12 protein-coding genes are annotated in these 14,194 nt (G+C 70.4%); 4 read left to right on the forward strand and 8 right to left on the reverse strand.

Annotated elements, in window-relative coordinates; genetic code table 11:
• Window positions 1–7: 7 nt before the first annotated feature.
• From DLJ53_RS10555 to DLJ53_RS10565, 3 genes are all read left to right on the forward strand, one after another.
• Window positions 8–913, forward strand: a complete 906-nt coding sequence (locus DLJ53_RS10555) for a LysR family transcriptional regulator (RefSeq protein WP_111345000.1) — start codon at window positions 8–10, stop codon at window positions 911–913.
• Window positions 914–1,034: 121 nt separating this feature from the next.
• Complete coding sequence (locus DLJ53_RS10560) at window positions 1,035–2,426, forward strand: uracil-xanthine permease family protein (protein ID WP_111345002.1); 1,392 nt, start codon at window positions 1,035–1,037, stop codon at window positions 2,424–2,426.
• A 204-nt stretch (window positions 2,427–2,630) separates the two neighbouring features.
• On the forward strand, window positions 2,631–3,884 hold the full coding sequence (locus tag DLJ53_RS10565; protein WP_111345004.1) for a DUF5624 domain-containing protein: 1,254 nt from the start codon (window positions 2,631–2,633) through the stop codon (window positions 3,882–3,884).
• Here DLJ53_RS10565 and DLJ53_RS10570 read toward each other — a convergent pair.
• From DLJ53_RS10570 to DLJ53_RS10580, 3 genes are all read right to left on the reverse strand, one after another.
• Window positions 3,881–4,480: a DUF3291 domain-containing protein gene (locus DLJ53_RS10570; protein WP_111345005.1), complete on the reverse strand. Its 600-nt coding sequence runs from the start codon at window positions 4,478–4,480 to the stop codon at window positions 3,881–3,883. The two genes, DLJ53_RS10565 and DLJ53_RS10570, sit on opposite strands and share 4 nt — an antisense overlap.
• Before the next feature lie 214 nt (window positions 4,481–4,694).
• Entirely contained in the window at window positions 4,695–5,972 is a 1,278-nt protein-coding gene (locus DLJ53_RS10575) for a hypothetical protein (protein ID WP_211100573.1), read from the reverse strand.
• Window positions 5,973–6,379: 407 nt separating this feature from the next.
• Complete coding sequence (locus DLJ53_RS10580) at window positions 6,380–7,183, reverse strand: NAD(P)H-dependent oxidoreductase (RefSeq protein ID WP_111345007.1); 804 nt, start codon at window positions 7,181–7,183, stop codon at window positions 6,380–6,382.
• Between the two features lie 93 nt (window positions 7,184–7,276).
• On the opposite strand from DLJ53_RS10580, the gene DLJ53_RS10585 reads away from it, so the two are divergent.
• Window positions 7,277–8,200: a LysR family transcriptional regulator gene (locus DLJ53_RS10585; protein ID WP_111345008.1), complete on the forward strand. Its 924-nt coding sequence runs from the start codon at window positions 7,277–7,279 to the stop codon at window positions 8,198–8,200.
• Between the two features lie 70 nt (window positions 8,201–8,270).
• Here the strand turns inward: DLJ53_RS10585 and DLJ53_RS10590 are convergent, their stop codons facing one another.
• The 5 genes from DLJ53_RS10590 to DLJ53_RS10610 all read right to left on the reverse strand — a co-directional run bounded on the left by DLJ53_RS10590 (window position 8,271) and on the right by DLJ53_RS10610 (window position 14,161).
• The gene (locus tag DLJ53_RS10590) at window positions 8,271–9,128 is read right to left on the reverse strand and encodes an HpcH/HpaI aldolase/citrate lyase family protein (RefSeq protein WP_111345010.1); all 858 of its coding nucleotides are present in this window, start codon (window positions 9,126–9,128) and stop codon (window positions 8,271–8,273) included.
• Window positions 9,129–9,226: 98 nt separating this feature from the next.
• Entirely contained in the window at window positions 9,227–10,126 is a 900-nt protein-coding gene (locus tag DLJ53_RS10595) for an HpcH/HpaI aldolase/citrate lyase family protein (protein WP_111345011.1), read from the reverse strand.
• Window positions 10,123–11,340 carry a CaiB/BaiF CoA transferase family protein gene (locus tag DLJ53_RS10600; RefSeq protein WP_111345013.1) on the reverse strand — a complete coding sequence of 406 codons (1,218 nt, stop codon included), beginning with the start codon at window positions 11,338–11,340 and terminating at the stop codon, window positions 10,123–10,125. Before DLJ53_RS10600 ends, DLJ53_RS10595 begins: the two co-directional genes overlap by 4 nt.
• Before the next feature lie 18 nt (window positions 11,341–11,358).
• On the reverse strand, window positions 11,359–12,444 hold the full coding sequence (locus tag DLJ53_RS10605) for an ABC transporter ATP-binding protein (RefSeq protein ID WP_111345014.1): 1,086 nt from the start codon (window positions 12,442–12,444) through the stop codon (window positions 11,359–11,361).
• A complete protein-coding gene (locus tag DLJ53_RS10610; RefSeq protein WP_111345016.1) occupies window positions 12,437–14,161 on the reverse strand; it encodes an ABC transporter permease in 1,725 nt (574 codons plus the stop codon). Before DLJ53_RS10610 ends, DLJ53_RS10605 begins: the two co-directional genes overlap by 8 nt.
• Between the last annotated feature and the right edge of the window lie 33 nt (window positions 14,162–14,194).

The raw sequence follows: 14,194 nt of genomic DNA on the forward strand, positions 1-14,194 counted from the left end.
GGAGCGGATGAGGCACCTTTATACCTTCGCACTGATCGAGGCCGTCGCCCGCGCAGGGTCCATGCGCAAGGCGGCGGAGGACATGAACATCACCGCCTCCGCCCTCAACCGCCGCATCCGCGGCTTCGAGGAGGAGTTCGGCGCGCCGCTGTTCGACCGCATTCCCAACGGCGTCCGGCTCAACCCGGCGGGCGAGCTCCTGATGCACTACTTCCGTGCGACGCGCTCGGAGCTGAAGCGGGTCCAGGGGCAGGTCTCCGACCTCTCCGGCGAACGGCGCGGGCATGTGGCGATCGCCTGCTCGCAGGCCATGCTCCCCTATTTCCTGCCCGAGCAGATCGCCCGCTACCGTGCCGACCATCCCGGCGTCACGTTCACGGTCAACGTGCGCGACCGGGCGCGCGCCGAGGTCGAGCTCGCCCGTTTCCAGAGCGACATCGCGCTCGTGGTAGAGCCGATCTACCTGGTCGAGTTCGAGGTCCTGTCCTGCGTGCCGCAGCCGGTAATGGCGATCCTGCCGGCCGACCATCCCCTCGCCGGGAAGGAGGAGCTTCGTCTTCGCGACTGCCTCAACCACCCGCACATCGCCCCCGAAGCTTCCTACGGCGTGCGCCACCTCCTCGATTTCGCAGCACGCAAGGTCGGTCGGCGGCTCGATCCGGTGGTCGAGACCGAGAGCTTCGAGCTGATCCGCCACTACGTCCAGCATGAGAAGGTGATCGGCTTTCAGGTGCCGATCGGCCTGCGCAGCCCCGCCGACGGGTCCCTCGTCTTCCGCGCCATCTCCGAGCGGGACATGCCGCCCGCGAGCCTCATCCTGGGGCATATGCGCGGCCGGACCCTCCCGGTCGCGGCGGCCCGCTTCGCCCTCCAGCTCACCGCCGCGCTCGAGGCCCGCTCGGGGGTCGCGTGAGTGCGTCAGGCGGGGCGTTGCCCAAATTGCACCGCCTCTCGAAAATCATAGCAATTCTTCGAACGGGCCCCCTCTGACACTCTGCCTGCGGATGCAAACCCAAGGTGAATTGGAGAAGCATATGCAGGACAACGCGGCGCATCGGCACCGGCACCACGAAGACGTCATCTACCGGCTGGAGGACAAGCCGGCCTTCACGCCAGCCCTGCTGGCGGCCACCCAGCACCTGCTGGCGGCATTCGTGAACATCATCGCGCCGGCCATCGTCATCGGCGCGGCGCTGGGCCTGGGTCCCTACGTTCCCTACCTCATCGCCACGTCGCTCTTCGTCTCCGGCGGCGCGACGTGGATCCAGTCGCAGAAGGTCGGGCCGGTCGGGTCGGGCCTCCTCAGCCTCCAGGGCACGAGCTTCGCCTTCGTCGCCGCGCTGATCACGTCGGGCAAGATCGCCCAGGAGGGCGGCGCCACGCCGGAGGAAGTGCTGGCGACGATCTTCGGCGTCTGCGCCGTCGCGAGCTTCATCGAGATCGGGATCGCCTATGCCCTGCCGTGGCTGCGCCGGGTCATCACGCCGGTGGTCTCCGGCAGCGTGGTGGTGCTGATCGGCATGAGCCTGATCCTCGTCTCGATCCGCGACATCGGCGGTGGCGTGGGCGCGGCCGACTTCGGCAACGGCACGAACGTCATGCTCGCCGCGTTCGTCGTCGCGGTGATCCTCGGCTGCCAGTTCTCGACCAACCCGATGATCCGCGTCAGCTCGATCGTCATCGGCCTCGTCACCGGCACGCTGCTGGCGCTGTTCACCGGCAACGTCGCGTCCCCCAACTTCAGCGGCGTGCCGATCGTCTCGGTGCCGATCCCCTTCCGGTTCGGTCTCGCGTTCGACTGGGTCTCCTTCATCCCGATCGCGTTCATGTTCGTCATCACCTCGCTGGAGACGATGGGCGACATCACCGGCACCTCGCGGGTCTCGGGAGAGCCGACCGAGGGCAAGGTGTTCGAGGAGCGGGTGAAGGGCGGCGTTCTCGCCGACGGCGTGAACTCCCTGCTGGCCGCGCTGTTCGCGACCTTCCCCAACACGACCTTCAGCCAGAACACCGGCGTGGTGCAGCTGACGGGTGTCGCGAGCCGTCACGTCGGGCGCTACATCGCCGTGATCCTGGTGATCCTCGGGCTGTTCCCGATCCTCGGCGCGGTGCTCCAGCAGATCCCGCGGCCGGTGCTTGGCGGGTCGACCTTCGTCATGTTCAGCCTGATCGTGGTCTCCGGCATCCGCATCATCGGCAGCCAGCACATGACGAAGAAGGACACCATCACGGTCGCGCTCTCGGTCGGCATGGGGCTCGGCGTGCAGCTGCTCCCGGACGTGCTGAACTTCCTGCCGCCGCTGTGGAAGCAGATCTTCAGCTCGGGCATCACCACGGGCGGTCTCACCGCGATCCTGTGTGGCCTGCTGCTGCCGGAGCACGTTCGCCGGCCGGCCCTTCAGGCCCAGCCGAGCGAGGCGTCCTGATCCCCGCGCCACCGTCCCCCGCGGGGATGGCGGCCTGACACGTGTCCACCCCGCCGGACCCGCGTCCGGCGGGGTGGTCGCGTCTCTCACCGGCGCCGTCCATCCAGCACCGTCCATCCAGCGCCGCCGGGCGCGGCCGATGCTATGGCGATTGCCCGCATCGAACCGGCGAGGCTAGTCTTGCCCTCCGGAGGGACGGACGACATGCCCCCAGACAACCGCGACGAGCGGCGCCCCGGTCTCGCCCGCGCACCCGGCGGGCACACGCCCGGCGAGGCCGCGCAGAGGCTGTTCGACATCTATCCGGGCTCGCGGCCGGCCTCGATCGCCCGCGTGCTGACCGAGACGCTTCAGGCCGGCGCGCGGGCCGGCGGCGGCTCCCTCGTCCTCTACACCGGGTCCGGTCTCTACGTTTACGACCGGTCCAGCCGGGCCCTCATCGCCGGGATCGGCACGCGAACCATGCGCGGGAACGGCAACTACGAGCTGACGGCGGTGTCGCACATCGGTCCGGCGATCGCCTACCTCGCGACGATGCGCGCCGCCGGCGGGGACGAGTGGCGCCGCCTCGCCGAGGCACTGATGACGCGGATCGACGATTTCCGCGGCGTCAACGCGGCCTCGGACTGGCTCGGGGACGCCGACGCCCCGGCGCTGGCCGGCCGAACCGGCGCGGTGCGCGACATGATCGACTACGCGTGCCGCCTGTCCACCGCCTATCTCGCCGCCAGGCTCGCCGGCGACGGCTCGGACTTCACCCCCGACGACGCGCGGGCGCGCTACTTCACCGCCGGGATGGACGGTTACCCGATCGGGTTCGACAACGTGATGGTCGCGACCTTCGCCCTCGCGGTCCTGCAGGACGCCCATGCGATCGCGTCCGGGCTGCGCGCGGCGGCGGCGGACGGGCGGTTCGACTGGTCCGACACGCGGATCGTCGTGTTCCAGCTCGTCGGCAACAACTACGGGGCCGGTCTCACGGCGCGCACGAACTGGGGGATCGACCTCCTCATGCGCCTCGGTGGCGCGGACCTCGACCCGGGCCGCATCTTCGTCGCGCCCTACATCGACCGGCGCGACGACGTGGGGGCCGATCCGCTCCCCGAGGCGGCGTTCACCTACTACGATCAGGCCTGGCAGGGCATCCGCGACCGGCTCGACGCCTCCAACGCGGCGTTCGCCGACATTCGGGCCATCGAGCCGTCCGCGCCGCCCGCGATCCCGGGCGACTGGGGGGCGACGGATGCGGACGACATCGAGGCGTTCGTCAGGCGCCTCAAATATACCTTCGGCACATCCGATCAGCTCCTGTCCAACGCGACCGGATTCTGGGTCGCGGGCGCGCTCGAAGCGGCCGGCTGGGACCCGACCAGGGTGCGGCTTCCGGGCTTCGACACCGGATTTCCGCCGGGTATCCGAGGCTATCCGCCGACGCGCTCGGGGGCGCCGGACGGCTAGCGCGTCCCTCGGGCGCGTACCGGTGTATTGGCTGCGCCCGGAGTGCGGAGGTCATGCCCGGCCGCATCCGGCACCACCTGCAATCCCTGCGGCAAACCCTGCTTCGCCGGGCAACCGGCCGGCTCGGTTCCGGCGAGGGCTTCCACGCCTGCCCAGCCGAAGGCCGTCTCGCTGTCGCCGTGGGCGAGCATGTGCTCGGCCCGCTCGACCGCCTCGGCCATGCTGGGCCGATGACCCTCGGGCACGAACCAGAACGCGATGTACGGACCGTCGTGCGGCTCGAACCACTCGCCCCGCCTCTTGTAGAAGCGGCTGTGCACCGTCTTGAACGCGTAGCGCTTCAGCGACTCGAGGTCCGTCCAGACCGACAGCGTCGTCGTGAACCGCTTGCTGGTGGCGAAGATACCGTCATGGCGCAGCTTCCTCAGCGCGCTGCGGTCATTGAGATGGCGCCAGACGAAGCCGGGCATCCGCTCGGCCATCGTGTTCATGCGGGCGACGTTGTCGATGAACTCCGCGACCCTCGGGTCGTCCCAGTCATAGCGCAGCTTGGCCCAGTTGAATTGGGCCAGGTGGTGCCCGTCCGGAGTCTTCATGGCGGATGGCGGTTCCCGGAATGCTCAGGTCGACAGATCGTCCTTGAATGCCGCGCGTCGACCCCCGGCGGCACCGAACGGCGTTGCCGTCGCGATGCGCCGGCGGCCCATTGTGACATCCGGTGTCGCCTTATCGTGCACGGCCGTCATTGCAAGGCAAAATCCCGTCGGCGGCGCGAGACGCGGGCGGGCCCGGCGTGGCCGGACGCGTGTCTCAGGACAGGGCGAAGGCGTAGACGAGGACCCAGACGGAGAGGGCCGTGCCGCACAGGATGCTGTAGAGGCCGTTCCAGCGAAGGCCGACGGTCCACGGACTGGTCCCTGCGAAGGAGCCGGTGATCAGCGTCGTCGCCGTGAACGGCGAGTTCGCGCCCGACAGCGCCCAGCCCGCCGTGACCGCGACCTGTATGCTGGTCGGCGAGACCCCCATCGCGGCTGCGGTGGGCAGCAGCGGCAGGATCATCGACGCGGTCAGGATGGGGTTCATCGCCACCTGGCCGGCGAAGGTGAACACCCACACCAGAGCCACCAGGATCACACCGGCCGGAACCTGCGACAGGTCCGTCCCGATCGACGCCAGCCACTCCGCGACCAAGGTCGATCCGACGGTGCCGATGTAGGCCGCCATGGAGAGGAGCGTGATCTCGCCGCGATAGGCGAGCAGGTCGCGCCGCATGTAGTTCAGCGCCCGCTCCCTCAGGTAGCGGATCCGGTTGCCGCGCTTCGCCTGCGCGGCGACCCACCCCGCCGAGACGAACGGCACCACCGAGGCCACGACTCCCACCGTGCGCACGCCCGTCAGGATCTGAAGGGTGGCCACCAGCGAGAAGAGAGTGACGAGAAGCAGGACGAGGGGGCGCAGCGCACCCCAGCCTTCCTCGCTCGGCGGTCGCGGTGCCGCGCGAGTGACGCGCGGCTTGAAGATGGTGTCGAGCGCGTAACCGATGCCGACGAGAAGAAGACCGGACACGAAGCTCGGCAGCACCAGCGTCGACCACGACGTGCCGGGCAGCAGCGAGGTCGAGATCGCCACCGCGAACGAGAGGGGCGACCACGGCAGGGTCGCGACCAGCGCACGCTGGATGGCGAGGAGCATGCGCCGCATCCGCACCGCACGGATTTCCGGATCCTTCTCCTCGCGCGCGCTGCTCGCCGCGAGGCTCCCGAGGAGGGCGATGGCGCCGTAGTTGAGGAGCAGCGAGAAGAGCTGGCCGCCGACCGACAGCGCCGCGTAGCGCCGCCCCGGCGGCTGGTTGGCGAGGAAGCGCCCGCATGCCGCAATCGCCGGCGAGGTCTGGGCGGCGTGGCGCAGGGTGGTCAGCGCGGAGAAGAACGCCGCGACGAACGCGGCCACGGAGAGGCCGTGCACCGTCTGCGCCATCCAGTCGTCATGGACGGCGATCTGCACCGCCGTGAGCGCGAGCGCGACCCAGACGAAGATCCGCCGCGAGGCCGGCACCACCACCGCCAGCAGCGCGATGACGGCGATCATGAGCGGCGGGATGGCCCATCGCAGCAGAACGGGGCCGCCCCACTCGGCGCCGACGACGAAGACCGTGAGCGTGACGAGCAGCGTGCCGAGGACGACAGCGATCCACCCGCTCGGACCGGGCGGGCTCGCGGGAATTGAGGCGGCGGATGGCTGGGTCAGGGGGGAGTCGCTTCTTGCGTGGCCGCCTCGGAGCGAACGGCGCGTGTGTCGGGAACTCGAGGCGGTACATCGAGACGCCGGCAAGGATCGGCCGAAGCGGCGGACGCGTCAACGACACGGGGTCGCAGCGCTGATGTGACCGACGTGCATACGCCGTCATGACGGTCCGGGACCGCGGCGCTCCCCCTTTCGCGCGAATTTTGCCGGAGGGGTGGCGCCGGACGCGCGCCCACCCCTCCGGCGATGCCTCACCCCTCGCGGGCGGCGCCGTCCCCGTCGAGGTGGAGGGCGTAGCCGGTCGCATCCGGGCGCCCCAGCCCGGGGCGGAGCTGCATGCTCGGGATGAGGTAGTCGCCGCCATTCTGCCGGCGGTAGGGGATGGGCGCGCAGGTGAACAGCGTCCGCATCCGCTCACGCAGCCCCTCGGCGACGGGCTCGAAGCCGCTCTCGTCGAAGCGGTCCACCCGGTAGACGACGTACGGCGGAAGGACCTCGTAGCCCGGGTAGTAGAGGATGCCGTGGTTGATCGGGAACAGGAGATCGTCGATCGGCCCGTTGATCCCGCGCTCGGCGTAGTGCTCCTCCCAGCCGCCGGCGGTCACGATCAGCATCGCGCGCTTGCCCGCGAGCGTGCCCTCGCCGTACCGGTCGCCCCATCGCCGGTCGCTGTGCTCGCCGACGCCGTAGGCGAAGCCGTATGCGAAGACGCGGTCGACCCAGCCCTTGAGGATGGCCGGCATCGCGAACCACCACATCGGGAACTGCAGGATCAGGGCGTCGGCCCAGTGCAGCTTGGCGATTTCGCTCATGACGTCCGCCGTGAGCGTCCCGGCGACGAAATCCGTCCCGGAGGCGGCGGCCGGCACGAGGCGCTCGTCCGGTGACAGGGAGGGAAAGTCGGCCCGGTCGACCTGCGACTTCCAGCCGTCGGCGTAGAGGTCGGACACCTGGACCTCGTGGCCCGATGCTTCCAGTTCCCGGACGGCGACGGTGCGGAGCGAGCCGTTCAGCGAGCGGGGTTCGGGATGGGCGTAGACAAGCAGGACTTTCATGGATCAGCGGCCCTCGGTTGGAACGGACCTCGAAGCTAGTCAGCCCACTTTTCATGCGGTAGTTCGATGGAATGAATATGATCGTGCTGGAAAATGGATATATCGAACGTCACGCTTGAGCGTATGCGGACCTTCGTCCGCATCGCCGACCGGGGCAGCCTGTCCGCGGTGGGGCGCGAGCTCGGCGTCGGCCAGTCGACGGTGTCGCGGCAGCTGCGGGAGCTGGAGGAGGCCGTCGGCGTCCCCCTCCTGTCGCGGACCACGCGGCGCGTGGCGCTGACCGACGAAGGCAGCCGCTACTATGCCAACTGCCTGCAGATCCTGCAGCTCGTGGAGCAGGCCGGCAGCGAGGCGCGCGGGGCCGGCGGCGCGCCGTCGGGCACCGTCCGGGTCTCCTGCACGGCAGCGCTCGGCATCCTCCACGTGGCGGGGCTGATCTTCGCGTTTCAGGACCGCTACCCCGGCATCGGCGTCGACTTCAGCCTCACGGACGAGCGCATCGACCTCGTCAGGGAGGGGGCGGATATCGCCCTCCGGCTGGGGCCGCTGACCGACAGTTCGCTGAAGCTGCGTCCGCTCGGCCGCTCGCAACGCCTGCTGGTCGCCGCGCCGGACTATCTCGCGGCGCACGGCAGGCCGCTCGCCCCCGAGGACCTCGCCGGCCACGAGGGGATACGGATGACGAACGTCGAGGGGAGCGAAAGGCTGGTCCTGCGGGGGCCGGACGGAGAGAGCCACGCGGTGCCCTTCGGCGGGCGCTTCCGCGTCGACCATGGACTCGGCGCGCGGGAGGCGCTGGCGGCCGGCCGCGGCATCGCGCCGGCCCACCGCTGGCTGGTGGACGATCTCCTGCGCGACGGCCGGCTCGAGGCGGTCCTCCCCGCCTACTCGCTGCCCTCCGTGCCGCTGAACACGCTGATCGTGCCGGAGCGGGCGGGGATTTCCCGTGTCCGGCTGCTGGTCGAGTTCCTCGCCGCGCGGATCGGGGCGATGCCGGGGATCGTGCCGGCGCCGTGACCCGCGACGCCGCCCGGCGTGCAGGAGGGCCGGCGGCGCACCCGTCGCGCGAGGGTTCGCACCGCCGCGCTCAGCGCGCCAGCGCGAGTGTCTTTTCGGCGACCTTCAGCATCGCGTAGTCGACGAGCTTGCCGTTGACCGTGACAGCGCCGAGGCCGCGCGCCTCCGCCTCGCGGAACGCGCTCACCAGATGCCGCGCGGCCTCGACCTCGGACGGGCTCGGCGTGAAGGCGGCGTTCGTGGCGTCGATCTGGTTGGGGTGGATCACCGCCTTGCCGGCGAAGCCGAGCGCCTTAGCCTCGCGGCAGTCGGCGGCGAGGCCTTCGGCGTCGGTCACGTCGAAGAAGACGGTGTCGACGGGGGCGGCGAGGCCGCCGGCGCGGCTCGCGACGACCGTCGCGATCTTCCCGTGGGTGATGTGCGGGCCGACGTTGGAGGTCGGGATGCCGAGGTCGGCGGTGTAGTCGGCCGCGCCGAACATCAGCGCCTCGAGCCGCCCTCCGGCCGTCGCGATGTCGACCGCGCGGGCGATTCCGCGCCCCGTCTCGATGATCGCGTTGAGGCGGATCTGACCCGGAGCGAGCCCCTCGCTGCGCTCCGCCCGGTCGATCAGCGTGGAGACGGTGCGCACCGTTTCCGCCGCCTCGACCTTCGGCAGGATGATGCCGGCGAGGCCGCCGGTGCACACGGCGCGGATGTCCTCGGCGGTGAGCCCGGTCTCGATGTCGTTGACGCGCACGTAGACTTGCCGCTCGGGCGCGACGTCAGCGAGGCGGGAGCGCACCATGTCGCGCGCGCGGGCCTTCTCGGAGATCGCGACGGCGTCCTCGAGGTCGAGGATGAGGGCGTCGGCGGCGCTGGCCAGCGCCTTGTCTGTCTTGCGCTCCTCGGTGCCGGGAACGAAGAGGTAGGTCCGGTTCGGCGTCATGGCTCGTCCTTGGATCGGGATTGGAGCCCGGCGGCCGGGCTCGATGGTGGGGCACGGCGCATCGCGCCCGGCCGTGTCGGGCGCGTGCGGACGGCGTTTCAGGAGGGGACGGCGTGCCGCTCCGCGAGCCGCTCGGCGCGCGTGAGGAGGGCGCGGGCCCGCTCCACGACGGGAATGTCGACCATGCGGCCGTCCACCTCGACGGAGCCGCGGCCGGCCTTCTCCGCCGCCGCAAAGGCCTCGACGATGCGCCGGGCGCTCGCGCATTCGTCCGCGCTGGGCCCGAACCCTTCGTTGAGCGCCGGGACGACCATGGGATGGATCCCCGAGCCGGCAGCGAAGCCGAACCGGCGGGACCGGCGCGCGATCTCGCGGACCGCGTCCGTGTCCTGGTACTCCGCGACCGTGCCGATGAGGCCGATCGGCAGGATGCCGGCCGCCCGCGCCGCGATCACGACCTGCTGCTTCGGGTAGAGGAGGACGTCCGGCGCCGGTTCGGATTCGGTCGCCAGCGCGAAGTCCTCGCCGCCGAGCGACATCGCGACGTTGCGCGGGTGCGCCGCCGCGATCTCGTGCATACGCGGGAACGCGGCCGCGGTCTCCACCATGGGGACGAGGCGGGTATGCCCGCTCGGCAGGCCGAGCTCGGCCTCGCGCGTGTCGATCACCTCGGCGAGGAGGCGGAGGTGCGAGGCGCTGTCGATCTTGGGCAGCAGGAAGCCGTAGACGTCCGGGCCCAGCGCCGCCGCGATGTCCGCGACCGCGAGCTCCAGCGGACGGTTGATGCGCACGAGGATGTCGGCGCCGCCGGCCCCGGCCCGGCGGGCGGCGTCCGGCACCAGGTGCCGTGCCGCGCACTTGTCCCCGACGGCGATCGAGTCCTCGAGGTCGAGGATGATGGCGTCCGCCCCGCGCCGGTGCGCCTTGGCGACGTAGGCCTCGACGTTGACCGGCACGTAGAGCAGCGAGCGCCACGCCGGCAGCGCGGCGGGGCTCATATCGTGCCCCGGGCGGAGAATTCGCGGATCTCCTCGGCGGAGAACCCGGCGCGGGACCAGATCTCCTCGTTGTGCTCGCCGATCCGCGGGGCGGGGCGGCGGAAGCGGCCGGGCGTTCCGCTGAGGCGCGGCGTGATGTTGTGCGTCGCCACCTCGCCGAGCTCCGCGTCCGGCAGGTTGACGACGATGCCGCGCTCCTGGACGTGGGGGTCCTCGAGGAACTGGCCGATGTTGTAGACCGGCGCGGCCGTGACCCCCTTCTCCTCGAAATAGGCGATCGCGTCGGCGAGCGTGTGGCGGGCGATGAACGCGCCGACGATCGCGTCGACCTCGGCGCGATGCTCCACCCGGTCCGCGTTGGTGGCGAAGCGCGCCTCGTGGACCAGCTCGGGACTGCCGATGGCCTCGAACAGGCGCTCCGTCATCCGCTGCGTCGAGGCCGAGATGGCGACCCACCCGCCGTCGCTGGTCGCGTAGACATTGCGGGGGGAGGACGATTCCGAGCCGCTGCCGACGCGCCTGCGCACCCTGCCGGTGACGGTGTGGACCGCCGCTTCCGGTCCGAGGGTGGAGAAGATCGATTCCAGCAGGCTGAGGTCGATCACCTGCCCGCGGCCGCCGTTCATCTCCACGTTGCGCACGGCGATGACGGTCGCCATCGCGCCGTAGAGACCGGCGATCATGTCGGCCATCGCGAGGGGCGGCAGGACGGGCTCGCGGTCCTCGAAGCCGTTGTTGGCGGCAAAGCCGGACATGGCCTCGACGAGGGTGCCGAAGCCCGGACGCGTGCGGTACGGCCCGGTCTGGCCGAATCCCGAGACGCGCACGAGGACGAGGTTCGGGTTCGCCTCCATCAGGACGTCCGGGCCGAGGCCGATCCGCTCCAGGTAGCCGTAGCGGAAGCTCTCCATCATGACGTCGAAGTGCGGCAGGAGCTTCAGGATCATCTCCCGCGCGCCCTCCGCCTTGAGGTTCAGCGTGATGCTCTTCTTGTTGCGGCCATAGACCTTCCAGTGAAGGTCGACGCCGTTGTTGCGCCAGTGGCGCAGCGTGTCGCCGGATCCCGGCACCTCGACCTTCACCACCTCGGCCCCGAAGTCGGCGAGCTGCAGGGACAGCATGTTGCCGGCGACGAGCCGGGAGAAGTCGAGCACCTTCACACCGTCGAGCGGACAGGGTGCGTCGGGTTCGAAGGGGAGGGAATGGATGCCCATGAAGCTACCTCGGGACGCTCAGTTGTCGGCTGCCTGGGGGAAGACGATGCCGGCATTTTCGGGAATGTGGACGTGGATGTGGTTGCCCTCGGGGACGGCTCGGCACTCGACGCGGAAGCGGCTCTCGCCGGCCTGCACCTCGAGCGTGTTGTGGGCGCCGAGGAAGGTGCGCTCCAGGATCTCGACCGCGAACACGTTGGCGCCGTTCGCGTCGGAGGGCGTGACGAGACCGATCTGCTCCGGCCGGACGGAGACGCGCACGCGGGTGCCGGGGGTGAGGGGCCGCGGCGAGGGCGCGTTCAGCTCCAGCCGCTCGCCGAGGTCGACACGGACCGTGCCGCCGTCGCTGCCGAGCACCGTGCCGCAGAGGAAATTGCTGGAGCCGATGAAGTCGGCGATGAAGGCGTCGGACGGGTGGTCGTAGATCGTGCGCGGGTCCGCGAGCTGGACGATCTTGCCCCCGTTCATCACCGCGATCCGGTCCGACAGGGCGAGCGCCTCGGCCTGGTCGTGGGTGACGTAGACGGTCGTGACGCCGACCTGGCTCTGCAGGTGGCGCAGCCACGTCCGCGCCCGCTCGCGCAGCTTGGCGTCGAGGTTGGAGAGCGGCTCGTCGAGCAGCAGGAGGCCCGGCCGGTACACCAGCGTTCGGGCGAGGGCGACACGCTGCTGCTGCCCGCCGGAGAGGGCGTGCGGGTAGCGGTCCGCGTAGCGCGTCATCTCGACGAGGCCGAGCGCGTCCTCGATCCGCCGCGCCCGCTCGGCCCGGCCGATGCGCCGGAGCTTGAGCGGAAATTCGAGGTTCTGCCGCACGGTGAGGTGCGGCCACAGCGCGTAGGACTGGAAGACCAGGCCGATCTCGCGCCGCTCCGGCGGGACGAAGACGCCCGACGCGGCGTCGAAGAACACCGTTCCGCCGAGGCTGATGCGGCCCTCGTCGGGCCGGTCCAGCCCGGCGACGGCGGCGAGCGTCGTCGACTTGCCGCAGCCCGACGGGCCGAGCAGCGTCAGGAACTCGCCGTCGCGAACGGTGAAGTCGATGCCGTCGACGGCCCGCACGTCGTCGAACGCGCGCACCAGGCCGCTGACCACGAGCTCAGCCATAGATTTTCACTCCGAGGATTTTGCGCGCCAGGCCGACGAACACGACCGTGATGAGGATCTGCACCGAGGCGAGCGCGGAGACGGCGCCGTTGTCGCCGTTCTTCCAGAACTGCAGCATGGTGGTGCCGATCACCTCGCTGCCGGGCGCGTACAGGAACACGGCGGTGACGTATTCCTTGAGGAAGTGGATGAAGAGCAGCGCGTAGCAGGAGAAGAGCGCCGGCATGATGAGCGGCAGGACGATCGACCGCGAGGTCCGCCACCAGTCCGCGCCGACGGTCCGGGCGCTGCGGTCGAGGTCGGATCCGAGCTGGGCCAGCGCGGGTGAGACGGCGCCGTAGCCGGTCGGCAGGTAGCGCATGATGTAGGCGACGACCAGCAGCCAGATCGTGTTGCGCAGCCACCCGAGCGGCGGGAACAGGCCCATCGCGTAGAAGATGCCGATGCCGGCGATGAAGCCCGGGATGGCGCGCGGCAGCACCGCGAGGTGCTCCAGCTGGCGCCGCCAGCGGAATTCGGAGCGGTTGGCGACGATGGCGATCAGCGCGATCAGCCCGGTGCCGATGGCCGCGCCGATGGTCGCGATCGCGATCGTGTTCCAGATCGAGCGCATGTACACCGGGTAGGCGCCCAGCATCTTGTAGTTGTCGAAGGTCAGGACGTCCCAGAGCGGCATCAGCGGCGACAGGATCACCGTGAAGGACCGCAGGATGAGCCCGCCGAGGACGAGGACGATGGCCAGCACGACGTAGGCGAGGAGGACGCCGAACGCGACCCAGCGCCAGCGCCCCAGCGCGAACCGGCGCGGCCGCGCCGCCTTGCCGCCGACGGTGACGAAGCGCTGGTTGTTGCGCATCAGCCGGCCCTGCAGGACCATCAGCCCGATGACGAGCACCAGCATGCCGACCGCGGCGGCGGCGACGAGGCCGTAGTCCGGCGTCGCCTGCCCGAACACCTCATGGTAGAGGTAGGTCGTGAAGAGCTCGATCTGCAGCGGTCCGCCGAACACCAGCGGGATCGACAGCATCTCGATCGCGATCACGAAGTTCATGATCGCCCCGAAGATGATCGCCGGCCGCATCAGCGGCAGCGTGATCGTGGTGAGGATGCGCAGGGGACTGGCCCCGACGGTGCGCGCCGCGTCCTCGAGGTTCGGGTCGGCGTTGCGCGTCGCCACGATGCAGTAGAGGTAGGCGAGCGGCGCCTGCGCCGCCCCGGCGGCGATCCCCATGCCGGTGACGGTGTAGAGGCTCCACGGCTCGCTCCCGGTCAGCCCGCTCACGAACAGCGTCACGTAGCCGGACGGGCCGTACATCGTGAACCAGCCGAACGCGATGACGAGGTGCGACAGGAAGAGCGGCCACAGCAGCATCTCGCCGAAGAAGGCCCGGCCCGGCAGGTCGGTGCGGCCGACGAGCACAGCCGTCACCACGCCGATCCCCTGCGCGATGACCGTGGTCAGGACCGCGAAATAGGCGGTGTTGATGACGATGTCGCCGAACTGCGGGGTGTCGAACAGCCGGGTGAAGTTGGTGAGCGAGAGGCTCGCGCCGGCGTCGTAGAGCGGCTTGTCGAGCACCGCCTGGTAGAGGACGGGAAGGATCGGAAAGAGCACCAGCGCCAGGGTCGTCACCGCGACGAAGACCTGAATCGCCGTGCCGCGGTCGACCCTTACCGTGCGCGCCGCAGCGGACGCGGGAAGGGCGTCGGTGGCCATGGTTCAACCTCTGGAATCGGGCGGGGGACGGCC

This window comes from Acuticoccus sediminis (assembly GCF_003258595.1).
GTDB lineage: Bacteria > Pseudomonadota > Alphaproteobacteria > Rhizobiales > Amorphaceae > Acuticoccus > Acuticoccus sediminis.